Source organism: Vibrio penaeicida, assembly GCF_002933855.1.
In the GTDB taxonomy this organism is placed as follows: Bacteria; Pseudomonadota; Gammaproteobacteria; order Enterobacterales; family Vibrionaceae; genus Vibrio; species Vibrio penaeicida_A.
In genome coordinates, this window is sequence record NZ_BFAQ01000011.1 from 164,064 (window position 1) to 188,798 (window position 24,735).

Below are 24,735 nucleotides of genomic sequence, written 5' to 3' on the forward strand. Positions count from 1 at the left end.
AAGAATATCATCATGAGAAAGCACATTTTCCAAGCGATGCTAGAGTCGGCCGATGAGCCAGCTCTTTGGGTTGCTAATCAATATTACAGTTACCGAGAGCTGGTAGAAAAAGCACATTTGATAAGTGAAAGCTGCTGCCATTACACCTCTGAAAAAGTGGCGGTTCTTGCGCATCGTAGCTTGTTTGCGTATGCAAGCGTTATAGGTTGCTATTTTTCGGGTCTTACTTGGATTCCGATGAACAATAAAAAATCTCCAGCGCAATTGACTGAGATAATGTTGGACACCGAAACGCAAGTGATAGCGTGTGATGTTGGGCATCAGAAAATACTGAGAGAAATGCTCGATTGCACCTCTACCCGTTGGACGATCATTTTCGAGAAAGATGTTGATGTCGAGAAGTGGCAAAACGACTTCCCCGATCACCAATTTATTTTGGTTGATGATACTAAAGAGAGCGAGACCTCATTAAGTGAGATTAGCGAGAACAAGCTTGCTTATATCATGCATACGTCAGGGTCAACGGGGAAGCCAAAACGCATCCCAATCTCTTATCAAAACCTTTCCAGTTATTTGGAAAACATTCAAAACGCGTTTCCTTTGTCAAAGTCCGACAGAGTAGCTCAGTTTTCGGATCTCAGTTTTGACCTTTCAGTACACGATATGTTTTCTGCCTGGATGCACGGCGCGTGTTTGTATTGTATCCCCGAAATTCTTAAAACCAATCCGATTCAATTTATTCGTCACTACCAACTCACAGCCTGGTTGTCAGTTCCTTCTGTGATTGATTTGTCACTTCAACGTGATGAATTAGCGCCTGATTCTTTGCCTTCTTTGAAACTGAGCATTTTTTGTGGTCAAGCATTAGCGACAGATCTTGCCGATAAATGGCAGAAAGCGACTGGGCAGAAAGTTGTGAATATTTATGGTCCTACAGAGTGCAGTGTGACGGTTACAGCACACACTTACCAACCTGAAGTCGATAGACATAGAACTTCCGTACCCGTAGGGCTCCCTTTTAGAAAGAATACATTAGCTATCATCGATTCAGATAACCAGCCGCAGCTAATAGACCAATTTAGCGGAGAGTTAAAAGGGGAGCTTTATATCAAAGGGGTACAGCTGGCTGGAAAGTATTGGAACGATGAAGAAAATACTCAGCGAGCTTACTTCCACGATAACGAAAGTACGCTTTGGTATAAAACAGGCGATTTAGCGGAATGGCGGGAAGGGGTATTACACCACCTTGGTCGTAACGATCATCAAGTAAAAATTGCTGGGCATCGGGTCGAACTTGGAGAAATTGAAACCGTCGCTCGAAAGATAAGCCGTCTATCAACTGTTGCAGCGGTGCCTTGGCCGTTAAGCCGTGCCGGATACGCCAATGGTGTCGTCGTGTTTTTCCAATCGGATGGTGAATTGGATGAGCCTGAGATCATAAAACAGTTTTCCAACTACCTGCCAAGGGCAATTTCGCCAAAGCAAATCTTTGCGTTAAAAAACATGCCAAGAAACATTAATGGCAAGACTGATATAAACGCACTTTATGAACAACTAGAGGGACTAAGCGCATGCAAATAGAGAACTTTATCAATGCCTATATTTCTAAGTTAGTGGCACCGGGCACTCTTGTTGCTGAACATGATTCATTCTTCGATTACGTTGACTCTTTCTCCTTTATTGATCTGATAACCAACGTTGAAAGTGAGTTTGGGCTGTCGATGGATCTTATGTCTGTGGACTTTGATCTGAGCGCAACGATTCGTCAGGTATTGGATTGGTTTAATCTGCATGACAGTTAAGGCTTTTGATAATACAAAAAAGAATAAGGGAATAAATGCCGCAAGCGACAATGTTGCAAGAGATAAAGCAAAACAAGAGAAAGTTGTTCGCCGAACTCGTGCTTTTATCCGTACCCCTTTCTTTTTCAAAAAGACAATGGCAAGTGTACTCGCTCCGATTTTACATGTAGGTCGATTTAAAACCGCAGATAAAGGGCTGCGTCGAGTGTTTCCGCAAAGTGATGTCAATTGGCGAAAGCAGATATCAAAAGCCTCCGCGAAGCAAACACTGATGAACTTGATGGGCGTTTGTCATCTCAATGCTCACATTTTCGAATCTGATGATGGACTTAAAAGCATTGTCGAGGAAGCTAAGCAAGGTAAGGGCGGTGTCATCCTATGCCCACATACCGGAATTTATGATGCGGTAACTTGGTATCTGAATAAGAAAGGTGTACCAACCGAAACGATTTTTGGTGCCGGTAAAGATGGAAAAAGAGAAACTGAAAATACGATCATCGAGACGGTAGCAGAAGAATTAGACATTCCCTTTGTCGAGCGCGGCAGTAATAGCATCCTAGGGTTAGTCAAAGCCATTTCAGAAGGACGTTGGGTTGTGTTTCACATGGATCTTCGAGCCGATGGTGTCAGCACTCAGTTCTTCGGTTTTGATACACAGGTACCAACCACTCCATTCTTTATTGCGCAAAAGTTGGGTTGTTCGGCGTATCTTCACCACACTTTGTCAGGTAAGCAAAAACAGTCGTTGTATTTTGACAAATTACCTCAAAGAGAGGATTTATTTGGGAAAGCGAGAATGGAGGCGGAAGCCAAAACGACAATGGAATACCTAGAGCAAGTCATTCGAAAGAACCCAACGCAATGGATATGGCATTACAATCGTTGGAAGTAATGGTTTTATAGCTAGATTAGGAAACTAAAACAGGGAAGCGAGGCTTCCCTGTTTTGATCATGAATCGTGATTGCAGTTCCTTCGAGATAATCGCTTAGTGCGTTACTTTTTTGAATTGAGCCAATATAAAAATAATGGCTGCACTAATCACTACGGAAGGTCCGGCAGGCGTATCCAAATTCCATGAAAATGATAGACCAGACAGTACAGCAGTAACACCAAACACCGAAGATAGAATCGCCATTTGCTCTGGTGTACGTGAAAATCTGCGCGCAGCGGCGGCCGGGATAATCATAAGTGAAGTGATCAAAAGTGCTCCAACGAACTTCATTCCTACCGCAATGACAACACCCACCAGCAACATCAAGACAAGGCGCATGAAGTCAGTGTTAATCCCTTCAATGCTTGCGAGTTCTTCATTGACACTGCTTGATAGCAGAGGGTGCCAAAAATACATTAGCGCTGCGACAATGAAAGCCCCACCAGCAAATATGAAGGTTAAATCTTGTGGAGAAACCGCAAGTAGATCACCAAACAAATACCCCATTAGATCGACACGTACATTATCGAAAAAGCTGATTGCCACTAACCCTAGTGATAGTGAGCTATGCGCTAAAATACCAAGTAACGTATCAGTCGCAACAACTTCTTGTTTTTGAAGCGTGACCAAAATGGTTGCCAGTGCAATACAGCAAATAACCAATGCCAGATAAATGTTGATATCCAACAAAAACCCTAAAGACAAACCCAGTAACGAAGCGTGCGCAAGGGTATCGCCAAAGTACGCCATCTTACGCCAGACGACAAAAGACCCTAATGGACCAGCAATAAGCGCGATTGCAATACCAGCGAGAATAGAAGGGAGAAGGAACTCAATCATGTTTGTGACCGTGTTGATTATGTTGACATGCATCTGCGTCTCCAGCGACAGGATCGCCAGATAGATCATGATGGTGGTGATGATCGTGCTGATAAAAAGCTAATGACTCTCGGCTACGATGACCAAACAGCGCAATATAAGATGGGTGTTCGCTAACGGCAGCGGGTGTGCCTGAGCAGCAAACATGGTGATGCAAGCACACCACATGATCTGTTTTGGCCATGACAAGATGCAGATCGTGCGACACCATTAACACGGCACAGTTAAATCGATGTCTCAAATGGTCAATTAAGTTATAAAGGTCTATTTGACCTTGTACATCAACACCTTGTGCAGGCTCATCCAAAACAAGCAGCTCAGGTCTTTGAAGTAATGCTCTTGCTAATAAAACACGTTGATTTTCACCACCAGACAGCCGGTGCATATTGTTATTCAACAAATGGGAAGCACCAACCAGTTTTAAGGCTTCTAGCCGTTCTTGTTTGCTGTATTTCCCAGCAAGCTTTAGAAATCGTTCAACGCTAAGAGGAAGGGTATCATTTAACCTGAGTTTTTGCGGAACGTACCCTATTTTGGGTTTACCTGTAAATGATAATGTGCCATCAAAGCGCTTGTTGAGTCCAAGCAGTACTTTTACTAATGTTGATTTCCCCGCTCCATTAGGACCAATTAATGTCGTAATTTGACCTTTGTGTAGATCTAGATTGATGTTGTCGAGAACGGGTTTATCACCAAATTGTACCCGTATAGATTTGAGTGAAGCGAGGAGAGTCATTATAAACCGCTATTGCAATGCTAATGTGTTATAAAGTAACATTTACCCCCATTTACGCCAAGTACTGAATACTCAGAGGATAAAATGCCACGTTTTGGTCATGTATTTTTGTTGTTAGGGTTGATGCCTTCTATCGCCAGCGCAGCTAACGTTTTAAGCTCTATAAAACCGGTTCAACTAATTACCAATGAAATTACGCAGGGAGTATCCACATCAGACGTTCTGCTGTCTACAAATACTTCTCCTCATGACTATGCTTTGAAGCCATCTGACATAAAAAAGATCAGAAAAGCAGATTTAGTAGTTTGGATCGGTGAAGATATGGAAACTTTCCTGACTGGTGTAATGGAGAGCCATTCTGGTGCTTTTGCACTTCAAGAGCAGCCTGAAGTTAAGTTGCGAAGATATGGTGATTGTGGATGTGATAAAGATGAAGCACATCACAATGACGAAAAACATCATGATCACGACGACCATGAAGGTCACGATCATCATGACGGACATGACGGACATGACGGACATGACGGACATGACGGACATGACGGACATGACGGACATGACGGACATGACGGACATGACGGACATGACGGACATGACGGACATGACGGACATGAAGGGCATAATCATGGCTTATACGATACGCATTTTTGGTTGGGTCCGGATCAAGCTCTTCAAGCAGCTACCGCCATTGCAAACAAGTTATCTGAGATTGATCCAAGCAATGCAAAGCGCTATCAAGATAACTTGGTTGCGTTTGAAGTTAACTTAAATAAAACAAACGCAGAGTTAGAAGCCAAGTTATCCCCTGTACGCCATAACGGCTATTTTGTTTTTCATGATGCGTATGGTTACTTTGAAAATCACTTTAAATTGAACAATTTAGGCTATTTCACTGTTAGCCCTGAGCGAAAGCCAGGAGCAAAAACCTTAAACAAAATACGTAAAAAGCTTGAATCTAAAGATGCATATTGCGTATTCTCTGAGCCTCAATTTACCCCAGCTGTAGTGACCTCCGTGACGCGTGGGACAGGTGTGAATAAAGGCGAACTTGATCCACTAGCGGTGAATATCAAAGTGCAGTCTGGGGCGTATTTCGACTTTTTAAAGTCATTAGGCTCCCAATTCGCTAGCTGTTTATCTGAATGAAAAATATAAATATCGCTGCCAAAAACTGGCAGCGATTACCTAAAAAGCACAAACTTACTATTCTAAGCCTAACGATATTGACCATCGGTGTATCGTTTTGGCGCCCAAGCTCCGTTTCTATTTCATCACAACCTGCCGCTATACCCTCAGAACGAGTTGAAATTGATCTTGAAAGTGAACAAACCATGGCACTTTCAGATCAAAACAGTGAACCCCTAGGTGCTCAAATAGATTCCAATGCTCCTGAGTTTTCCGCCCCTAAAGACGAACTTGAAGAAGAGTTGGCGAATGCAATAGAGCCGAGTCACTCACATGTCGTTGCGAAAGGGGAGCTGCTTAGTACGGTCTTTGAGCAGTACGGTCTGAAACTCAATGATATGTACGCGCTTATTAATACAAATAAGGCTGCTGAACGGCTTCGCCCCGGAATGACGTTAACGTGGACGTTAGATGCTGATGGTCGCTTAGATGAATTGCGCATTGATCGCAATGCTAAAGAGTATGATCTCTATACGCTTGGTGATTCAGGGTACCAATATCAAAGATTGGAAAATTCCGGAGAATTGAAACCTGTTTTGGTTACAGGGCGAATATCTGGAAGCTTTTATCAGTCGGCATTGAATGCTGGGTTATCACCAGGGCAGATCACGACTATTGTTAAATCAATGCAATGGAAGTTTGATTTTGGGCGCTTGGCGCGTAAAGGTGACAAATTCGCTGTTCAGGTCGAGCAAGAATTTATCGATGGTAAGGCCGTAGGCAGAGGTGATGTAAAAGCTTTGCTGTACGTGAATAGTGGAAAAGAATACACCGCTGTTAAATTTGACGACAACCGTTTTTACGACGCATCTGGTCAAAGCTTAGAGCAGGCATTTGATCGCTTGCCAACCAATAAGCGATATCGAGTCAGTTCTCGTTTTAATCCCCATCGAAAGCATCCGGTCACGGGACGTGTGTCTCCCCATAATGGAACCGATTTTGCCACACCAACGGGTACTCCTATTTACTCTACCGGCGATGGCAAAGTGGTAAAAGCTCGCCGTCATCCTTTAGCGGGTAACTATGTGGTCATTAAGCATGGTCGAGAGTACGTCACAAGGTATCTGCATTTACACCGAATTTTGGTAAAGGTGGGGGATACCGTCACTCGTGGTCAAAAAATCGCTTTAAGTGGAAATACAGGGCGCTCTACAGGTCCTCACCTCCACTATGAGTTGATCAAAAATTCACGCCCAGTTGATGCAATGAAGGTACAACTGCCGAAAGCATCGGATGTGCCTAAGTCTAAGTTACCGGAATTTAAAGAAAATGCTGGTAGTGTCATACAAATTTTACGTGATCAGATCTAGATAAATGAAAGGTGCACCTCGCTGCACCTTTTTTATTCATCATAATTCGTATAACTTATCAAGTTACTCAAAATTACCAGTATCTTAAATTGGTGATGGAGTTTTTCCGGTTTAGAAAAAGGGAAGGATTTGATTACGCGATCCGTACTCATATTAATATTGCTTGTCGTCAGTCAAAGCTTGCGAGCTCATGAGAGCAATTCCATTTTCTATCCCTTGCCATTTCAGATGCAAGGGCAGTCTCTTACCGCAAAAAATCTAATATCGGGTCCAGATGGCGGGCTTTGGATTCACGATATTCATGGGCAGCTGAGGTTTTTCGACGGTCAGCATATTCTTCCCCGATCTGGCAGTGTCTTTGAACGTAAACTCTCTCAAGTAGCCTACAGTCGGCAGTATTTCTGGTTCTCAGAAAACAATAAAATATTCCGGTTTAAGCCTAACTTTCCGCAAGAACTCATTACCGCTCTTCCTGCCAATCGCCGAATACTGAAACTGGGTGTTAGCAATAAGTTTGTATGGGCTGCAACCGCTGAAAACTTCTACACACTAGATTTGGATGACAACTCGGTTATTGAGTATCCCCTTTCATTTGTTTACCAAAGCAATAGTCAGAAGCGTGTGATAGTCAATGACGCAAAATATGTTTCTGACCGGTGGATTTTGGGAACGTCCTCTGGCGTTTATTTCAACCAAGGCAAGAAGTTTTACCATATCCGCTCGTCTGGTAAGCACCATATAGAATCTCTCCACTTTTCTCAAAAACGCAGAGAACTCATAGTTGGTTCACTTCAAGGTGCTCGGATCATTACCATTGATAATGAATCGAGAAGTTTTAAAGTGATTGGAAGCTCTCATGTTCTGGCGATTGAAGAAACGGATACGTCCTACTGGTTAGGCACGGAAAATGGGATATACATCTATCATTTCCTAACCGGTGAAACCGACCATATATCATCTAATTATCAAGATGATTACGCCTTACCCGGTGATCACGTATACGACTTATACAATGACGGTCAAGGTGGTGTTTGGGTTGCGACAAACAAGGGGATCAATTATTACTCTCTTTACAGCCGATTGTTTGAACGTGTGCGTTTTGGTACTTCTTCCCAACACTTAGGATTGGGTAACATCAAGCAAGTATTCACCTCTTCAGATGGCGCTCACTGGATTGGAACAGATCAAGGGTTTTATCTTCTAAACCCCAAGAACATGCATTACCCCAAGCGATTGCTTGAAGGGTGTGTAAATGATTTGGTGCAGCAGGGGAAATTTTTGTGGTTGGCAATGTCTGATGGGCTAAGAAAGTTTAACCTAGAGACGTTAGCGCTTGAAAGCGAGATGTTACCTAGCCAATTAAATCAAAGAGTAATCAATCGAGTTACTATTGATAAAAACGGTATGCTTTGGGTGGCGACTGCAGAAGGTCTGATTCGCTATCAACCCGACAGTAAAGTAACGGAGAATTTTGGATTTGATTGGGTGGCGAAACAATACTTCCCAACACAAATCACTCACCTTTATACGTCTTCGACTGGAACCGTTTGGATAGGGACAGATCATGGTCTCTATTATTACGCCAATGGGCGCTTACAGTTTGAACGCAGTGGTGAAACACTGCTGGCGAGAACACTCGATATGTCTGAAACTGTTGGCGGTAAAACATGGCGAATTAGCAGCAGAGGATTAAGCCTTTATAACCCGGAGACTCTTGTTCAGCGAATTGTGCCGCTTTTTGAAGCGGATATTAAACCGCTTTGCAGTGTTTCTACGGCTAATGGTATGTGGTTGTCTACATCCAAAGGGCTCAGTTTTTATTCCAATGAAGGTCAACTGCTTCATCACTATGGTGCCCCTTTTGGACTGATAAATAATGAGTTTTTGCCAGATGTATGCTCGGTTGGTCCAAATGGTGACCATTTAATATTTGGTTCCAAGCTCGGGATTATAATGACATCAGAGAAGGCGTTGAAAGCCACACAGTTACCTCTGAGCCGAGTTAAGTTTGGTCAGGTCCTTTTAGACAGAAAGCCTTTTGAATTTGCTCCCGATAGCAGTAAGCAATATCAAGTACCGCATGGCAAAAACCTTTCATTCGTAGTGGGCGTATTACCTGATTTTGACGTTTGGAGTTTGGAGTATCGACTTTTAGGAAATCGAAACGAAAATTGGATATCCCTTCAAGGTTCACAATTAACCTTTGATTACCTACTGCCAGGCGAATACGAGCTAGAAGTTCGTACATCCTCACAATCCGAGCTTGAAGTAGAGGGGTCCAGTTTTTCTTTTGTTGTTTCAACCCCTTGGTATATGTCCGGTTGGTTTATCGCTTATGTGATTTTATGTTTGATTGTCTTTGCAGGGTTAATTGTATTGTGGCGTTCACGTCAAATACGTCGAATTAACAAAGCATTGAGAGATAAGGTAGAACTGAGAACAAGCCAGCTAAAACACCAGAGTGACATGTTGGTAAATAGTAATAAGTTATTGAAAAGACAAATTAATATTCGCCAAACCTACATTGATAACCTCGCTGTTAAGACGAAAGGTGTTTTTGAAGACATATGCCAATCTGGAGCTGAGTCAGGTCAATTCAAGAAAGCCTTTTATCTATTACAACAAATCGTTGATCTCAGTGCCAAATCTCAAGGTGAGTCTAAAGCAAGCCATGAACTCAATTCTGTGTGTGATGCGGTGGTTGCGCATTGGGAGAAAGAATTGGCTAAGCAAGGTGTTCAGTTAAACGTATATCGCTCTCCAGCTGCAATTTCGGTTTATGTGGAGCAATTTAATTTGGACTATGTACTCCACGGTATGTTGGCGAACGTTTCCAGAAGAAGTAAGCGAGGCGATCAAATTGAATTGGTTGTGGTAAATCAAGATGAGCAATGTGGGTTCAGGATTCAAGATACGGGTAATCCAATTTCTCAACAGGAAGTGCTGGGTTACAACTCCTTTAATCACAAATACAGTGGCGAAGAGTGGAGTGCGTTAACCGATACCAGCTTACAAGGGTTACGACGATATGTTGAATATGGTGGCGGTGAGTGTTTCTTTAGGAAAAAAGACAACAACGCCAACATCATTGATGCCTTGTGGTCGAATGCACCGGTGGAAGATCTCGACATACCCATTGGAAGAACATTTGCTGCATCAACTAAAGAAGAAATAGTAGTTCCGGAAGAACAGGTTCCGCTTACTGAAGAGGAGCAGTGGTTATCAAGAGTTTTTGAGATAGTGGATACTCACTATCACGACCCTGACTTCGGTACAGCGCCGATGTCGAAAATGATTTATACATCGGAGCGAAGCCTACAGCGTAAGTTTAAATCTCAAACAGGGAAGACATTTAAAGAGTATCTAAACGAAATTCGATTAGAGAAAGCCTGTCAGCGGTTAATCAGTGGTGAAAAAGTGTCTGATGTTGCCTACGAAACAGGCTTTAATGATCCTTCCTATTTTAGCCAACGATTTAAACACCACTACGGTATCTCACCCTCCAAATTTATTGAAGCCAATCAAAGTGCTTGATGGGGCGCTTCTTTGTCTCTTGCAATTAGACCTTCTATTCCTTCAACACAAACCACTAAGCCTTTTAGGGCGTTACCTACCTTCAAATAGCATCCATTTCTTTTCTCGCGCTTAGCAACCATTCTCGATGTGAATTTTTTAAAGAATCGTACTAACTCGTGCGAGCGCCGTGGTAGGTGCTCGGAAGTAATGAGTTTACCCAATACGATCGTTGAGTCATGCTATTCGGTGTATCTACGCTCACCTAACGTTACTAAGGGCTTTTTCCGTCAAATGGGGCTTCTGGTGCACTCAATATGCTCTACAAGCCATACATTGGCTTGTTAGCAGGGAAAATTTGATGGCAAGAATAATGATAATTGACTGAAATATAAATGAGATAAACAATCGTTACTATGGATAGAGTAAAGGTAAAGTGGCTAGAATGCAGAAATTTTGTTGCAGAGATTTCTTTAGGGAGATTACAAAGAAAAAAATATCGTGGTATAGCCGGGGGGACTATACCACGGGTGTCAATGACACCTTCGCTTGCTGCCGGAGTGATATAGCTAAGCTATATCACCTCTGGAATTCTTATCTAAGGCAGTGCCTTTCGATGGAGTAACTATAGCCTTGCTCCACTTAATTTCTTTATTGAATTAACGACACGTTTACATAAGAAATCCGACAATCTGTTCTGGTTGATTTTAACTTGTTGTAATTTAAGGTTATTTATTTTTATTCTCAGTAGTGAAATATTCATATTGGTTGGTGGGTTGTTTAACTATTAATCAAAGTCTTGGTTTTTTTAACGATATTAACGGAGTTTAAAGTGACGTTTTTGACGTTGTTTTATGGGTGGGAACAGTAAAAACGGTAACATTGATTGAGCGCAACACTTCGTTACATCGTTCAATTATAGTTACTTATAAAAATAATAATGTTTCTCATTCAGAATGATGTCGAGGTTACACTGATGAAGCTTTCCGATATGCGTATTGGCGGCACTGTTACGATTGCAGGGCTGGGCGATTTGAGCCAAGAACTCAATAAAAAATTGATGGTTATGGGTATGTTGCCTGAAACCCATATAAAACTTGTTAGAAAAGCTCCGATGGGAGACCCACTCCAGATAGAAGTAAGAGGAGTCGTTATTGCTATTAGGGATAATCTCGCTCGTCAAATTGAAGTGGAGTCTATCTAATGCAATATGACATTCTAACGGTTGGCAATCCCAATTGCGGAAAAACCACTCTATTCAATGCTCTTACTGGAGCGAAACAGCAGGTAGGTAACTGGGCGGGCGTCACGGTTGAGAAAAAGACCGGACATTTTGCGCATTCTGGTGACGATTTTTCACTGACCGATCTGCCAGGAATCTATGCACTAGACAGCGCTCATGATGCAAACAGTATTGACGAGTCGATAGCTTCTAGAGCTGCTCTGACTCATTCAACGGATCTCATCATTAATGTTGTCGACGCAACTTGCCTCGAAAGAAGCTTATACATGACATTGCAACTGCGAGAACTGGGCAGACCCATGATCGTGGTGGTTAATAAAATGGATGCTCTTGCTCGCAAGCGACAAATTCTAGATATACAAGGGCTGGAAGAGGAGCTTGGATGCCCTGTTTATGCGCTTTCATCTAACAACTGGCAGCAAGTTCAAAGCTTCAAAGAAGAATTACACAAAACGTTAGTGAAAGGAATTCCTGAAGAAAGCTTTTCTTTAGAATACAGTCAGGATATTGAGCAAGAAATTGCCACTTTACGTCCTTTATGGCAATCGGAGTCTGGAGCACGAGCCAAAGCCATTCGCGCGTTAGGTAATGACCCTCTGATCGTAAATAGCCTCAGTGAAGAGCAACGTAAGAAACTAGCTCAATCAATGGATATCATTAAGTGCGACATCGATTTGCAAGTGGCTAATGTTAAATACTCGTTTTTACATGACATTTGCAAACGTGTAAGAAAGGAGTCTGGAAAGGTAAGTTACAGCACTACCGAAACCATAGACAACCTAGTCCTCAATCGATGGATTGGTATTCCTTTCTTTTTCCTCATTATGTACTTAATGTTTATGTTCTCCATCAATATTGGCAGTGCGTTTATCGATTTCTTTGATATCGGCGTTGGCACTGTTTTGGTAGACGGCGGTCATTATCTATTAGATGAATACCTTCCTGTTTGGTTGGTGACGTTACTAGCGGATGGCGTCGGTGGAGGCATTCAAACGGTCGCGACTTTTATTCCAGTGATCGCTTGCCTTTATCTTTTCCTATCTTTACTTGAAAGCTCTGGTTATATGGCGAGAGCAGCATTTGTTCTTGATAAAGTCATGCAGAAAATTGGCTTACCGGGGAAAGCATTTGTTCCTTTAGTCCTAGGTTTTGGGTGCAATGTCCCCTCTGTTATGGCAACGAGAACACTCGACCAAGAAAGGGAAAGAAAACTTGCTGCAGCCATGGCACCATTTATGTCTTGTGGTGCAAGGTTACCTGTTTACGCCTTATTCGCAGCAGCATTTTTCCCTGAATCTGGTCAGAATATTGTATTTGCGTTGTATTTATTGGGGATTCTTGCCGCTGTAGGAACTGGTCTTATCTTAAAGCGCACACTATATTCCGGCTCAAGTGAGCATTTTGTTATGGAAATGCCGAGTTATGAACTGCCAACCTTGCAGAATGTGGTTTTAAAAACATGGCAAAAGCTGAAACGCTTTGTATTGGGGGCGGGTAAGACGATTGTCATCGTCGTCACCATTTTGAGTTTCTTCAATTCACTAGGAACAGACGGCACATTTGGAAATGAAGACAGTGAACAATCGGTATTGTCGAGCGCTGCACAAATCGTTACACCTATTTTTATGCCTATTGGTGTAAGCGAAGAAAATTGGCCAGCTACTGTAGGAATTATCACAGGAATATTCGCTAAAGAGGCGGTAGTCGGGACATTAAACAACCTGTATTCGTCGCCATCGGAAGAAGAACCAAGCGAGTTTGACCTATGGGGGAGTTTGAACGAGGCGGTAATGACGATCCCAGAAAACTTGTTAGGTCTTAGTTTTAGCGATCCGCTGGGTATTGAGGTCGGTGATCTTACCGATGCACAAGCCGTTGCCGAAGAGCAAGAAGTGGACAGTTCCATATTCGGCAATCTAAAAGAGTACTTCGTTACAGGAAATGCTGCCTTCGCCTATTTGATCTTCATTTTGCTGTATACCCCTTGTGTAGCGGCAATGGGAGCTTATGTTCGAGAGTTTGGTCATAAGTTTGCGCGTTTTATTGCAGCGTGGACCATGCTGCTTGCGTACGGAGGAGCAACGCTCTTTTATCAGATCACGCATTTTTCTCATCACCCGATGATCAGTACGCTTTGGATTGCATTGGTCATTTCAATATTCGTATTCACTTACTTACTTTTAAAGCGCGCAGGAGATGATCAGCACACCAATACAGAGATGGTGAGTGTATGATTTTGACGGAGATAAGTGAATATTTGTCCCAAAACGGCACTGTAAGCCAGTCGAAACTCGCTCGTCATTTTCACATGAGTGAAGACGGTGTCGATGCCATGCTGACGTTTTGGATGAATAAAGGCAAAGTATCGAAGATATCTGCGAAAGGCGAGCACACCGTTAGCTATTGTTGGATTTCTCGACCGGAACAAATTGCCATGAACGTAATTACCGGATAACAGGCATTAACAATAGCAATTAGATGATTGCTAAAAGAAAGGGGCAATACCTTAACCAACGGGTTAAAAGGAATGCTCCTTTTCTTTTACTGTGCGGCTTTTTGTTCAGACACAGCGTTTAATTAGACGCGGATTTTATTTTAAAGTGACAGAGAAAATATCTGACTTTGAAAGATAGTTTTGTATCAGGCTGACCATTTCTAGCTGCGATTTCTCCCCCCTAAATTCACCTGAAGTATTACCCCATACTGGCTTTGGCCAAACGGCATCATTTTTATATCGAGCGATGTGGTGGAGGTGCAACTGTGGCACCATATTTCCAAGTGCCCCGGTATTTAGCTTATCTGGAGTGAACAGCGCTTCTAAAGCCTCGCAAATCAATTGAGATTCAACTAGGTATTGCTGCTGCTTGGGCATAGACAGATGATGCAACTCGGTTAAATCATCGAATCTTGGAACAAGAATGACCCAAGGCACGGTGGCGTCTCTATGTAAAAGAACGCGACATAATGGAAAATCGCCAAGGCAACTGGTGTCTTTGTCTAGTTGAGGGTGCAGTGAAAAAGCCATAGTTATCTGTCGTTTGTTTTGAATTGCCTTTGTTATATCATATCGCGCCTAATCCAAAGATAGATTTAATGGTCGAATGAGCAATAACATCGAAAAACAGTTATACGATCCTAAGTTTCAATGGTCGTTTTTGCATCCGAAATACTGGCCAACGTGGATAGGTATTGGATTTGCCTTATTGCTTGCGTTTGTACCACATCGTCCACGCGACAAATTTGCGGCTTGGTTATCTCGTTTCTTTTCAAAACGCAATTCAGGCGCGCTGCGCCGAGCTAAGAAAAATATAGAGCTCTGCTATCCTGAAAAATCAGCCGATGAAAGACAGCAATTGCTTGAGAAAATGTATAAAGTCGCGGCGCAGTTTTTTCTTGGGTATGCAGAGTTGACGGTGCGAAGCAAAAAATACAATCAGAATCGCGGAGAAGTGTTTGGTGGAGAGCATCTTTTTCCAAGGTTGGAGAATGGCGAGAAGGTCATTGCACTCGTCCCTCATTGCTGGGCAATTGACTACACTGGCATGTACTTTTCTTCTTATGGTCATGATGTGGTCATTATGATTCGACCTCAAAAAAACCCTATTGGCGATTGGCTCATGAACGTACAACGAATGCGTTACGGTGGTCGTATCGTGCCTCGTGATTCAGGCATCAAACCGTATTTACGTTCCATCAAAGAAGGCTATATGGCCTACTACTTACCTGATGAAGATCACGGCGCAGAGAATTCAGTTTTTGTCCCTTTCTTTGGTACAGAAAAGGCAACTCTTAAAGGGTTTGGTAAATTGGCTAAACTGAGCCGAGCTAAGGTAGTGCCGATGATTCCAGCGTACAACGCTGAAAAAGGAAAGTTCGAGCTTTTCATTCTACCCGCGTTGGAAAACTTCCCAACAGGCGACGAAGAGCAAGATGCCAGAATGATGAATCATGCTTTAGAAGAACTTTTACGTGACCGCCCAGAGCAATATATGTGGATTTTAAACTTACTCCGCACCCGTCCTGATGGAACAGAGCTCTATTAGCGCAGCTTAACCCACCACTGAATGTCTCAACGCCCGTCGATTTTAATGAAGTTGACGGGCTTTTTCTTGTGCGTTGATTAAACAAAACTAGCTTGCTGGTATTTTAGTCAATCCTGCTTTAGTTTAATAAGTAACCATTTGCTCAATAGCGTGTCGGGCGGTGACTTAATTTTTGGTTAGAAAGTAGGGAACATGTACGAAAGGAAATCGTTGTTATATAGGCTTAGGGATATAGACTTTCCCATTGTTTTGATAAGTGGCTTTCCTGGAAGCGGAAAAACTCGCACTCTTGAAATGTTCTCTCAGCTTCTGGATGTAGAAATACAAGATCACTTCCAAGGAGCAGACGAGTTAAGAGAAGGAGAGCGAGTCGTTATAGACTCGGGGCACGAAGAAGATACGTTCCAATTGGATCTAATATTGAAGCAACTTCCCAAGATCAAACGCAAAAAAGCAAAAATTTATCTTGGTGTTGGCTTACTGGCACACCCTCCCTCCCTAAGTATTCATTTGCTTTATAAAAATGTCGCGATTCTCAGTAGCCAAGATTTGTTCTTCTCTATCGAAGAAATTCGTAGCCTCGGTATAAAGGATTCTGAAACCCTTTATGAACAGACCGCAGGCTGGCCAATTTTGGTTGACTACGCTGAGCGATTGAACGAACCCTTGTTTCTCTCTCAATGGCAACACTTTGTAGCGGTCAATCTGCTTTCTGTATTTCCGTTTAAAGTGGTTCGCTCGCTGGTTGCGTTAGCGTTTTCTGAAGGTATCCCTCAGGAAAGAAGTGGTTTGTCTGAGTCCGAAATTGAATCACTATCCCCAATCCTACAAGTAGAGTTAGGTGGAAAGTTACGGCTCGGAATTCCTATGCTCAAAGAGCCTTTGCGCAAATTTGCCCGAAAAAATGGTCGTTATCACCAACAAGCGATGCGAATAGTGGCTAAAAGCCATCACGACGCTGGAAGAACAACGCTTGCCATTACGGAAGCTGCACAGTCGAGCAATTACGATCTCGCCATTCGGTGGTTTGAAGAAAGTGGGGATAGTATGTTTGGTTGTTTATACGGATACGCAGCATTGAATACCGTACTGGCGGTGATGCCTGCACCAATCATAGAAGGTAATATCTACCTGTGTTGGGCTGTCATGTTGTCGAAGCTGAAGTCAGGAGATAACGCCGATGCTATTGCAATGTTTGAGGCGATAAAATCAAAACACATCAATCAACAACCCATCCTCGGGTTAATGAAATCCATGCTGGACCCTTTCAGGAGTACAAAGCCCACCGAAATTTCGTGTAAACAGTTGGAAAAACTCCATCCGATATTTCTCAATAACTCAATGTATTTAGGGGTGCTGCATAATGAATTGTGTGCCAATTATATTGATTTGGAACAGTACGAAAAAGCCAGTATCTCAGGAGAAATCGCCTATCGTGCCTATCGCGATGCGAGGGCACCGTATCTACAATTTTTTATCTGTCTGCACATGTCCAATATTTGTATTGAATTAGGAAAGCTGGACGACGCACAACAGCAAGTAAATTTAGGTCGTGACTGCTTGAAAGCCGTGAGTTTTGCCGACGAGCTCTATAACGAAAAGGATATGCTTTATCTTGAAGAAGCGAGAATTGCCTTGCTCAAAGGAAACCTATCTCTGGCTTACGATCTTTGGAAGAGCGCTGGTTTAAACGAAGGTGGTCGTGAAATGTGGACCAGTATGATGAAAGACTATTGCTGGAGTGGTGTTCTAATTGACAGCCTATCTACTGGGAGTGTGCATGCTGGTCAAAAATTAGATGCACTAAAAGCGGATTATTGGCAGGTGATGGGGGATTCATACGCGCGAGAGTTTGAATTAATTCAAGCCTATTTGTTGCAACAGCAAGGGCACTGGCATCAAGCTGAACAATCACTCGATAACTATCAAACACAGCGGCGAGATAACGCCAGCGGCAGGGACAAATTGTTCCAGTTGATCCACTTACGAAATCAGGTCTCCAGTGTTGCAAGGAAAAATAGGCCTTCAGGTAAGGAGCTCCATCAGCTGATTGCTCAGATTGAGCGCGAATCAGATCAACCAAATGATGGTTTGAGTTCAGTGTTTATGCGGCTTCACCTTTGTCGCTTACATATCGCATCTAATCATGAGGGTTTGGCACAAACCGCGTTAAAAGAAGCGGTGACTCTGGCGATTCAAACGGGGATACGACTGCCATTTATAATGGAATCAGAATGGGTATTACCGCCTCTTAAAAACTTGCTGTCGATTCGTTTAGATGGCTCTCAAATTTCTATTGAAGTGCAAAGTATCATCCCACTCATAGTAAAAGCATATGAATCGGAGCATATAGTGCGCCGCTCGGGCCCTTTTAGTACAAAGGAGACATTGATTTTGTCCAGATTGAATGAAGGGATGACCAACAAACAAATTGCCCGCCATCAAGGGATCAGTGAAAACACGGTGAAGTACCATCTAAAGCAAATGTATTTGCGTGCAGGGTGTCATAGCCGGCAGCAATTACTATATATTGCACGTGAGCAACGTTGGGTATGATACTGACTACCCTAAAAATATAGATAACTACCCAGCTTCTAGTATCACTCATATCTGAACGTAAGTTTTAGGGTTGGGTTGCCCATTTATCACACAATATTTCAAGAAATCTCGATGATTATCCTACCCTAATAATATGAAAAACTACCCATTAGTGCGCTTGTGGAAGATTCTTTACGACTGTTAAGTTGTAAGAACTGTACAAAAAACATTCGGCAGGATGTCGAGTGTTGCATGGAGTCCGCACATGGAAGTGTTCAGGATGCTGGCAAAACGGGTCGCAGGCTTTGCACTTGTTTTGTTTGGTCTCTCAGTCATTATTTTTACTGTTGCCCGTCTCATTCCGGGCGATCCCGCTCGGATAGCATTGGGTCCCCTTGCTACAGAAGAGCAGGTGACCTCTTTACGTCAGGAAATGGGGCTGGATCAACCTGCGGCAGTTCAATACTTCAATTATATTTCCGGTGTGTTGCAGGGAGATATGGGGGATTCTTTACTGACGGGACAGCCTGTTGCCCGAGATATTTCCAACGCTTTGCCAGCCACACTTGAACTCGTGATTTGCACCGTTTTCCTGATGACGGTGATTGCCATTCCGCTGGGTGTGCTTGCCGCATACCGGCAGAACTCTTGGATAGATCAATGCTCGCGATTGCTCTCCCTGATGGGGGTGGTTACCCCTGCTTTCCTTTTGGCCATTATCTTCCAGCTTCTTGCCAGTATTGGGGTGATTGACCTGCCTGTATTGGAACGGTTAGGTGCGAACCTTTCTTTTGAAGCGAATACTACAGGGTTCGTTCTGGTGGACAGCCTCTTGGCAGGGAGAAGCGATGTATTTCTCGATGGGCTTTCTCATTTGCTGTTGCCAAGCATTGCCCTCTCAGCGGCTGGTATTGCCCAAGTCATGCGGATCACCCGATCCAGCGTAATCGAATATGCGCATCGTGAACATGTAGATACATTACGAGCCGCTGGTGTTCCAAAGCCCCTAATTACCTTTAAATATCTTTGGCGGCTGAGCGCATCCGCCCCTTTAACGATTTTAGGGTTGGAGTTTGCTTCGTTGATTGGGAACGCATTTGTAGTAGAGATGGTGTTCGCTTGGCCGGGCATTGCGAGTTATGGCGTTAGAACCATATTGCACAACGACTTCAATGCGGTGATGGGTGTTGTCTTAGTTTCGGGCGTGATCTTCATCATCGCGAATTTGACCATCGACATTCTGGTTTCCATCGTGGACCCAAGGTTAAGACTGAAGGGAGCCCGTTAGCATGGAACATAAATCCAACTCGCTCACCACACTGCCAAACGGCTCAGACGAAGTGTCTGTCAACGAGTTCAGCCAAACGACAACCTCATTTCAAAAATACTGGCGTCGATTTGCCGCCAACCCAATGGCCATTATTGGGGCTTTAATGGTACTCAGTGTGGTCTTGTCTGCGTTACTCGCCCCTTGGATATCCCCTTATGCCGAACAGGTTGGAAGTTACGTGAATTTTCGTGCTCGCCACCTCGCACCCTCTTCGGAATATTGGTTTGGTACAGATAATGTAGGCAGAGACATTTTTACCCGCGTCATCTTTGGGTATCAAGTCAGTTTAAAGCTGGTATTTGGCGTACTTGGCATCGCCATTCCCATCGGAGTGACGCTGGGGTTATTGGCAGCGTATGCGGGGGGCTGGGTGGAATTCACCATCATGCGATTGAACGACATGTTATTGGCGGTTCCACCTCTGGCGTTGGCGTTAGCGATTACCGCGGTGTTAGAGCCAAACCTAACGAACGCGATGATTGCGATTTCGTTTCTGTGGTGGAATTGGCATTGCCGGCTGGTTTATCGCCTAGCGAAAAGTTTGATGACCGAGGAGTTTATCGAAGCCGCAAAAATGGCGGGTGCCAGCCCCTATCACATCTTAGTGAAAGAGTTGCTTCCCAACTGCATGGGGGCGATCACGGTTAAAGCGACCCTTGATGCCGGTTTTGTGATTTTGTTTGGCGCAACACTTAGTTTCTTGGGGTTGGGGGTGCAGCCACCCACACCTGATCTCGGCACCATGGTGGCATCCGGTGCAGAATATTTGCCGGAATATTGGTGGGAAGCATTGCTCCCTGGAGCCGCGGTGTTGTATGCCATCTTTGGGTTTAACCTGCTCGGTGATGGGCTTCGTGACATGTTGGATGTGGAGGTGTGATGATGAAAAACAGCGCATTGGTCGATATCCGCAACTTGAATGTTAGTTTTGAAAATTATGGCGTTGCAAAGCAGGTATTGCACAACGTCTCCATCCAAATTCAGCCTGGTCAACGCGTTGCGCTGGTGGGAGAAACTGGATCGGGTAAAAGCGTTACAAGCAAAGCTTTGATAGGAAACTTACCAGAGCAAACGGCCAGAATTACCAGTGGTGACATCGACGTGGAAGGGCGCTCCGTGTTTACGTTAGGTAAAGAAGAAAGGGAAGGGCTGAAAGGGACAGTCATGTCCATGATTCAGCAAGATCCCCTGTCTTCATTTAACCCTGTTTTTCGCATCGGAAGCCATCTCGATGATGTACTCAAATATGTAGATAAACGTGAAGGTGTGTCACGCAGCAAAGCGCAACGTCGGCTTGCCATCTATGAGGCGCTGAAAAAAGTTCAGCTCGATGATGTTAAAAGAGTATATAAGAGTTTCCCCTTCCAACTTTCAGGGGGGATGCGTCAGCGAGTGTTAATTGCGTTGGCCCTACTTCATCCAACTAAACTCCTTATTGCAGACGAACCTGGCACTGCGCTGGATGTGACCACTCAAGCGGAAATTATCCGCTTGATCAACACACTGGTAAAGGAAGAGAACCTAGCCCTTCTCCTAATCAGCCACAACCTAGGTGTGGTTCGTCAGGCCTCGGATTACGTCTACGTTATGCAGCACGGCAGAATTGTTGAACATGGTAAAGTTGCGAACTTATTTGCTTCCCCCTGCCACCCATATACCAAACGATTGTTTGCTGCTGTTCCCCCTCTATATGGTCCGAGTGTGTATTCCACTCTCAGGCCAGATACATCCCCACTTCTAAATATTCATGCCCTGAATAAGGTGTTTGTGACCGAGCGAAACTTGTTATACCGACCAATTCACACCAATCACGCAGTTCAAGATGTCTCTTTAATCGTAAGGGATGGGGATATTTTCGGTTTAGCGGGGGAATCGGGCTCAGGGAAAACCACGGTAGCTAGAATGGTACTCGGATTAGAATATCCAACCTCGGGCACATTGAATTTTGGTGAGCAAACCTTAAGCGATTACCAAGCAGAGCATGGTTCTCATGCTGTACAGATGGTGTACCAAAACCCCGGCGGTTCCCTCAACCCCAAACGCAGTGTGCGACAGATCTTAGAAGTGCCATTGAAGTTTATTGCAGGGTTAAAAGAGGACGCTCTGAACGAGAGAGTCCGAGAGATTTTGAACATGGTTGAGCTTTCAGAGCACCACGCCGATCTCTACCCGGGCAATCTTTCAGGTGGTCAGAAACAAAGGGTAGCCATAGCGAGGGCGTTGGCAGCAAACCCGAGGATATTGGTATTGGATGAACCAACCTCCGCATTGGACGTGTCGGTACAAAAAAGCGTGATTGAGCTACTCAGGCGTCTGCATAAAGAGCTAGGTCTTACCTACATTTTTATCTCACATGACTTAAGCCTAATGCGAAATTTTTGCACCCAGATCGCCGTAATGCTTCGTGGGAAAGTGGTGGAAGAAGGTGCGCCCGCTGAAGTATTTGAAGCACCTAACCATCCTTATACCCGGAAATTGATTCGTGCCATTCCGGTGTTGAGCGAAGAAGAACAGAACAGCAAGCCCTCTTTATTGTGAGGCAAAGGAAGATAAAACGGAGTTTTTCATGTCTTTAAATTTACGAGTCGGTATCGATGTTGGCGGAACCAATACGGACGCCGTCATCATGAAAGGAAGTGAGCTGCTTGCGTCGGTGAAAATGAACACCACCAAGGACGTAACTAGCGGAGTAAAAGAAGCGCTTAATCAAGTACTGAAAATTGGAAAGGTCGACAAGAAAGATCTTAGTGCCGTCATGATTGGGACAACGCATTTCACCAATGCTGTTGTGGAGCAAACTCGGTTGACTCAAACCGCAGTAATCCGATTAGCACTACCGAGCTCTTCCGCCATTCCCCCTATGGCTCAATGGCCAGAAGGGTTAGTGAATGCGATTGGACGGCATCATTATGAGATTGAAGGTGGATACAATTTTGATGGTAGAGCGATTAATCCATTGAATGAGTCCGCATTAACCGATATCGCCAATGAACTTAAAAACAAAGGTATTCGCCAAGTCGTGGTGAACTGCGTATTTGGTCCGGTGAATGACGATATGGAGCGTAAGGCTGCGGCCATTCTTAGTTCCGTCTGGGATGAATTCGATATTGTCTGCTCTGTTGATGTGGGGCGAATAGGTTTCTTAGAAAGGGAGAATGCGGCTCTTTTAAATGCCAGCCTTCGAGAATTAAGTGAAAAAACGATCAAAGCATTCGAGCATGCATTGAATGAATGCGGCGTGTACTGCCCGTTCTATATTACCCAAAACGACGGCACGCTAATGAGTGCTTCTTACGTTAAAAAATTCCCCGTCCTGACCTTTGCGAGTGGTCCCACTAACTCAATGCGAGGTGCGGCATTTCTGTCTGGGTTAAAAGACGCCATTGTTGTCGATGTTGGCGGCACCACCAGTGATGTCGGTTTGCTGCAAAATGGCTTTCCGAGACAAGCAAACTCTCATGTAGGTATCTGTGGCGTTCGAACCAATTTCCGAATGCCAGACATGGTCAGTATTGGTCTCGGTGGCGGGACTCGGATTCATCAAAGTAACGGTGCGATTAATGTCGGTCCGGACAGTGTGGGCTATCAGTTGAGCAAAGAAGCTCTCGTATTTGGAGGGAGCACACTCACGGCATCCGATATTGCGGTCGCGCTGGGGCAGCTTGAACTGGGTGATCATTCTGCTGTTGCAAATTTGCCAGATGAATTGCTTGAAGAATGCAGTAAGCAGATCGATGAACTCATAATTGACGCAGTAGAAAGTAACCGATTATCCAAAACACCCATTCCGGTACTGGCGGTCGGCGGCGGGAGCGTATTGGTGAAAGAGCATATTGGTGACCTTAAAGTCATTCGTCCGCCTCACTTTCATGTCGCGAACGCTGTTGGTGCTGCCATTGCTCAGGTGAGTGGGGAAGTGGATAGAGTCTATAGCCTTGCAGAGATAAGCCGAGAAGAAGCGTTTTCTCAAGCAGAACGAGAGGCGACGGAACGAGCCATCAGTGCGGGTGCAACACCTGAGTCTATCGAAGTTGTAGAAAAAGAAGACGTACCGCTGGCGTATTTGCCCGGAAACGCCACTCGAGTGCGCTTAAAAGTCGTAGGGGATTTAAAGGTGGGATCATGAAAGAACTGACAGTACAAGATATTGAAGCGATAGAAATTGGCGCAGCAATCCTCGGTACCGGAGGCGGCGGAAACCCCTATTACGGCAAGCTCGAAGTACTTGAGCAATTGCGATTAGGGCGGCGGATACGGCTAATGTCGATGGAAGAACTACCCGATGACGCCTTGGTGGTGTCAATTGGTGAGATCGGTGCGCCAGCGGTGTCGGTCGAAAAAATTAACGAAGGTGAGGAGCTGAAACGGGTTGTTGAAATCCTTGAGCGAGAAACGGGCAAAAAAGTGGACGCCATCATATCGGTAGAAATTGGAGGCGCGAACGGTATCAAACCCATGACAGCCGCCGCTCAGTTAGATCTACCAGTCGTAGATGGCGATGGGATGGGGCGCGCGTTTCCTGAAATGCAGATGACCACATTTAGTATGTACGGACATTGCAGTATGCCCGCTGCAATGTCCGATTGCCATGGTAATAATGTGGTATTTCAGCGGCTTAAGGATGAGTATTGGCTAGAAAACCTTGCCCGAACCACCGTCGTCGAAATGGGAGGCAGTGCAGCGATGGCCGAAGCGCCGATGAAAGGATCGTTTGTTAAGAAATACGCGATCCCGGGGACGGTTAGCCAAGCATTGCGGCTTGGTCGTGCGGTGATGGACGCCAACGAGGCAAAACGAAATCCCATCGATGTCATCATGAATTCCGAAAATGGTTTTTTGTTATTCAAAGGAAAGATCGTGGACTTGGAGCGACGTATGCGTTCGGGGTTCACTGTAGGGCAATTGTCGCTACAAGGGCTACATGAATATCAGGGCGAAGAAGCCAGCATTGATATTCAAAATGAAAATTTGGTGTTTCGAATGAACGGTAAAACAATGGTCAGCGTACCGGATTTAATCGTCGTTCTGAACATCGATACGGGTCATGCCATTACCACCGATGTATTGCGGTATGGGCAAAAGGTCGTGGTGGTTGGAATCCCTTGCCACCCTCTGCTCTGCACACCACGTGCATTGGAAGTTGTAGGACCGGCAGCATTTGGCTACCCAGAAATAGAATACCGTCCCCTGATCGATCAGGGGCAATAGGGAAGGATGTAAAATA

Annotated in this window: 19 protein-coding genes; 16 read left to right on the forward strand and 3 right to left on the reverse strand. The window is 44.3% G+C overall.

Annotation, left to right across the window (positions count from 1 at the left end):
• The first annotated feature begins 12 nt into the window (after positions 1-12).
• Genes VPNCDNU1_RS04280 through VPNCDNU1_RS04290 form a run of 3 tightly spaced genes read left to right on the forward strand, consistent with a single transcriptional unit; the run spans position 13 to position 2,694 of the window.
• Positions 13-1,581 carry an AMP-binding protein gene (locus VPNCDNU1_RS04280; RefSeq protein ID WP_104399210.1) on the forward strand — a complete coding sequence of 523 codons (1,569 nt, stop codon included), beginning with the start codon at positions 13-15 and terminating at the stop codon, positions 1,579-1,581.
• The gene (locus VPNCDNU1_RS04285) at positions 1,572-1,802 is read left to right on the forward strand and encodes a phosphopantetheine-binding protein (RefSeq protein ID WP_101113529.1); all 231 of its coding nucleotides are present in this window, start codon (positions 1,572-1,574) and stop codon (positions 1,800-1,802) included. The genes VPNCDNU1_RS04280 and VPNCDNU1_RS04285 overlap by 10 nt, the downstream gene beginning before the upstream one ends.
• Complete coding sequence (locus VPNCDNU1_RS04290; protein WP_104399211.1) at positions 1,792-2,694, forward strand: lysophospholipid acyltransferase family protein; 903 nt, start codon at positions 1,792-1,794, stop codon at positions 2,692-2,694. The genes VPNCDNU1_RS04285 and VPNCDNU1_RS04290 overlap by 11 nt, the downstream gene beginning before the upstream one ends.
• 94 nt (positions 2,695-2,788) lie before the next feature.
• On the opposite strand, the gene znuB is transcribed toward VPNCDNU1_RS04290, so the two are convergent.
• Positions 2,789-3,574 carry a zinc ABC transporter permease subunit ZnuB gene (gene znuB, locus VPNCDNU1_RS04295; protein ID WP_104399433.1) on the reverse strand — a complete coding sequence of 262 codons (786 nt, stop codon included), beginning with the start codon at positions 3,572-3,574 and terminating at the stop codon, positions 2,789-2,791.
• A complete protein-coding gene (gene znuC / locus VPNCDNU1_RS04300; RefSeq protein WP_104399212.1) occupies positions 3,567-4,349 on the reverse strand; it encodes a zinc ABC transporter ATP-binding protein ZnuC in 783 nt (260 codons plus the stop codon). The genes znuB and znuC overlap by 8 nt, the downstream gene beginning before the upstream one ends.
• 84 nt (positions 4,350-4,433) lie before the next feature.
• Between znuC and VPNCDNU1_RS04305 the strand changes: the two genes are divergently transcribed.
• The 6 genes from VPNCDNU1_RS04305 (at position 4,434) to VPNCDNU1_RS04330 (ending at position 14,055) form a co-directional block, all read left to right on the forward strand.
• Positions 4,434-5,495 (forward strand): zinc ABC transporter substrate-binding protein, encoded by a 1,062-nt coding sequence (locus VPNCDNU1_RS04305; protein ID WP_104399213.1) that lies wholly within the window; start codon positions 4,434-4,436, stop codon positions 5,493-5,495.
• Entirely contained in the window at positions 5,492-6,844 is a 1,353-nt protein-coding gene (gene mepM, locus VPNCDNU1_RS04310; RefSeq protein WP_104399214.1) for a murein DD-endopeptidase MepM, read from the forward strand. The genes VPNCDNU1_RS04305 and mepM overlap by 4 nt, the downstream gene beginning before the upstream one ends.
• Before the next feature lie 129 nt (positions 6,845-6,973).
• Positions 6,974-10,378 carry a helix-turn-helix domain-containing protein gene (locus VPNCDNU1_RS04315; RefSeq protein WP_145959436.1) on the forward strand — a complete coding sequence of 1,135 codons (3,405 nt, stop codon included), beginning with the start codon at positions 6,974-6,976 and terminating at the stop codon, positions 10,376-10,378.
• 955 nt (positions 10,379-11,333) lie between these two features.
• Entirely contained in the window at positions 11,334-11,561 is a 228-nt protein-coding gene (locus VPNCDNU1_RS04320; RefSeq protein WP_104399216.1) for a FeoA family protein, read from the forward strand.
• Positions 11,561-13,834, forward strand: coding sequence for a Fe(2+) transporter permease subunit FeoB (feoB, locus tag VPNCDNU1_RS04325; RefSeq protein WP_104399217.1), 2,274 nt, complete (start codon positions 11,561-11,563; stop codon positions 13,832-13,834). The genes VPNCDNU1_RS04320 and feoB overlap by 1 nt, the downstream gene beginning before the upstream one ends.
• Positions 13,831-14,055 carry a FeoC-like transcriptional regulator gene (locus VPNCDNU1_RS04330; protein WP_104399218.1) on the forward strand — a complete coding sequence of 75 codons (225 nt, stop codon included), beginning with the start codon at positions 13,831-13,833 and terminating at the stop codon, positions 14,053-14,055. Before feoB ends, VPNCDNU1_RS04330 begins: the two co-directional genes overlap by 4 nt.
• A 135-nt stretch (positions 14,056-14,190) precedes the next feature.
• On the opposite strand, the gene VPNCDNU1_RS04335 is transcribed toward VPNCDNU1_RS04330, so the two are convergent.
• Entirely contained in the window at positions 14,191-14,625 is a 435-nt protein-coding gene (locus tag VPNCDNU1_RS04335; RefSeq protein ID WP_104399219.1) for an HIT family protein, read from the reverse strand.
• Between the two features lie 76 nt (positions 14,626-14,701).
• Here VPNCDNU1_RS04335 and lpxM point away from each other — a divergent pair, with 76 nt between their 5' ends.
• The 7 genes from lpxM to VPNCDNU1_RS04370 all read left to right on the forward strand — a co-directional run bounded on the left by lpxM (position 14,702) and on the right by VPNCDNU1_RS04370 (position 24,719).
• The gene (lpxM, locus tag VPNCDNU1_RS04340) at positions 14,702-15,643 is read left to right on the forward strand and encodes a lauroyl-Kdo(2)-lipid IV(A) myristoyltransferase (RefSeq protein WP_104399220.1); all 942 of its coding nucleotides are present in this window, start codon (positions 14,702-14,704) and stop codon (positions 15,641-15,643) included.
• A gap of 192 nt (positions 15,644-15,835) precedes the next feature.
• Positions 15,836-18,199, forward strand: a complete 2,364-nt coding sequence (locus tag VPNCDNU1_RS04345) for a LuxR C-terminal-related transcriptional regulator (protein ID WP_104399221.1) — start codon at positions 15,836-15,838, stop codon at positions 18,197-18,199.
• A 262-nt stretch (positions 18,200-18,461) separates the two neighbouring features.
• On the forward strand, positions 18,462-19,469 hold the full coding sequence (locus VPNCDNU1_RS04350; RefSeq protein WP_104399434.1) for an ABC transporter permease: 1,008 nt from the start codon (positions 18,462-18,464) through the stop codon (positions 19,467-19,469).
• A gap of 1 nt (position 19,470) precedes the next feature.
• Entirely contained in the window at positions 19,471-20,391 is a 921-nt protein-coding gene (locus VPNCDNU1_RS04355) for an ABC transporter permease (protein ID WP_104399222.1), read from the forward strand.
• Complete coding sequence (locus tag VPNCDNU1_RS04360) at positions 20,391-22,049, forward strand: dipeptide ABC transporter ATP-binding protein (protein ID WP_237324083.1); 1,659 nt, start codon at positions 20,391-20,393, stop codon at positions 22,047-22,049. The genes VPNCDNU1_RS04355 and VPNCDNU1_RS04360 overlap by 1 nt, the downstream gene beginning before the upstream one ends.
• Positions 22,050-22,077: 28 nt before the next feature.
• Entirely contained in the window at positions 22,078-23,637 is a 1,560-nt protein-coding gene (locus VPNCDNU1_RS04365) for a hydantoinase/oxoprolinase N-terminal domain-containing protein (RefSeq protein WP_104399223.1), read from the forward strand.
• On the forward strand, positions 23,634-24,719 hold the full coding sequence (locus tag VPNCDNU1_RS04370; protein ID WP_104399224.1) for a DUF917 domain-containing protein: 1,086 nt from the start codon (positions 23,634-23,636) through the stop codon (positions 24,717-24,719). Before VPNCDNU1_RS04365 ends, VPNCDNU1_RS04370 begins: the two co-directional genes overlap by 4 nt.
• Positions 24,720-24,735: the final 16 nt, after the last annotated feature.

Bases quoted from the DNA above. Each gene is read 5' to 3' on its own strand.
- VPNCDNU1_RS04365 (WP_104399223.1), top strand. From the start codon at position 22,078: ATGTCTTTAAATTTACGAGTCGGTATCGATGTTGGCGGAACCAATACG.
- VPNCDNU1_RS04285 (WP_101113529.1), top strand. From the start codon at position 1,572: ATGCAAATAGAGAACTTTATCAATGCCTATATTTCTAAGTTAGTGGCA.
- VPNCDNU1_RS04370 (WP_104399224.1), top strand. From the start codon at position 23,634: ATGAAAGAACTGACAGTACAAGATATTGAAGCGATAGAAATTGGCGCA.
- znuB (WP_104399433.1), bottom strand. From the start codon at position 3,574: ATGATTGAGTTCCTTCTCCCTTCTATTCTCGCTGGTATTGCAATCGCG.
- VPNCDNU1_RS04330 (WP_104399218.1), top strand. From the start codon at position 13,831: ATGATTTTGACGGAGATAAGTGAATATTTGTCCCAAAACGGCACTGTA.
- VPNCDNU1_RS04350 (WP_104399434.1), top strand. From the start codon at position 18,462: ATGCTGGCAAAACGGGTCGCAGGCTTTGCACTTGTTTTGTTTGGTCTC.
- VPNCDNU1_RS04355 (WP_104399222.1), top strand. From the start codon at position 19,471: ATGGAACATAAATCCAACTCGCTCACCACACTGCCAAACGGCTCAGAC.
- VPNCDNU1_RS04320 (WP_104399216.1), top strand. From the start codon at position 11,334: ATGAAGCTTTCCGATATGCGTATTGGCGGCACTGTTACGATTGCAGGG.
- lpxM (WP_104399220.1), top strand. From the start codon at position 14,702: ATGAGCAATAACATCGAAAAACAGTTATACGATCCTAAGTTTCAATGG.
- VPNCDNU1_RS04360 (WP_237324083.1), top strand. From the start codon at position 20,391: ATGATGAAAAACAGCGCATTGGTCGATATCCGCAACTTGAATGTTAGT.
- feoB (WP_104399217.1), top strand. From the start codon at position 11,561: ATGCAATATGACATTCTAACGGTTGGCAATCCCAATTGCGGAAAAACC.
- VPNCDNU1_RS04305 (WP_104399213.1), top strand. From the start codon at position 4,434: ATGCCACGTTTTGGTCATGTATTTTTGTTGTTAGGGTTGATGCCTTCT.
- znuC (WP_104399212.1), bottom strand. From the start codon at position 4,349: ATGACTCTCCTCGCTTCACTCAAATCTATACGGGTACAATTTGGTGAT.
- VPNCDNU1_RS04280 (WP_104399210.1), top strand. From the start codon at position 13: ATGAGAAAGCACATTTTCCAAGCGATGCTAGAGTCGGCCGATGAGCCA.
- VPNCDNU1_RS04290 (WP_104399211.1), top strand. From the start codon at position 1,792: ATGACAGTTAAGGCTTTTGATAATACAAAAAAGAATAAGGGAATAAAT.
- VPNCDNU1_RS04335 (WP_104399219.1), bottom strand. From the start codon at position 14,625: ATGGCTTTTTCACTGCACCCTCAACTAGACAAAGACACCAGTTGCCTT.
- mepM (WP_104399214.1), top strand. From the start codon at position 5,492: ATGAAAAATATAAATATCGCTGCCAAAAACTGGCAGCGATTACCTAAA.
- VPNCDNU1_RS04345 (WP_104399221.1), top strand. From the start codon at position 15,836: ATGTACGAAAGGAAATCGTTGTTATATAGGCTTAGGGATATAGACTTT.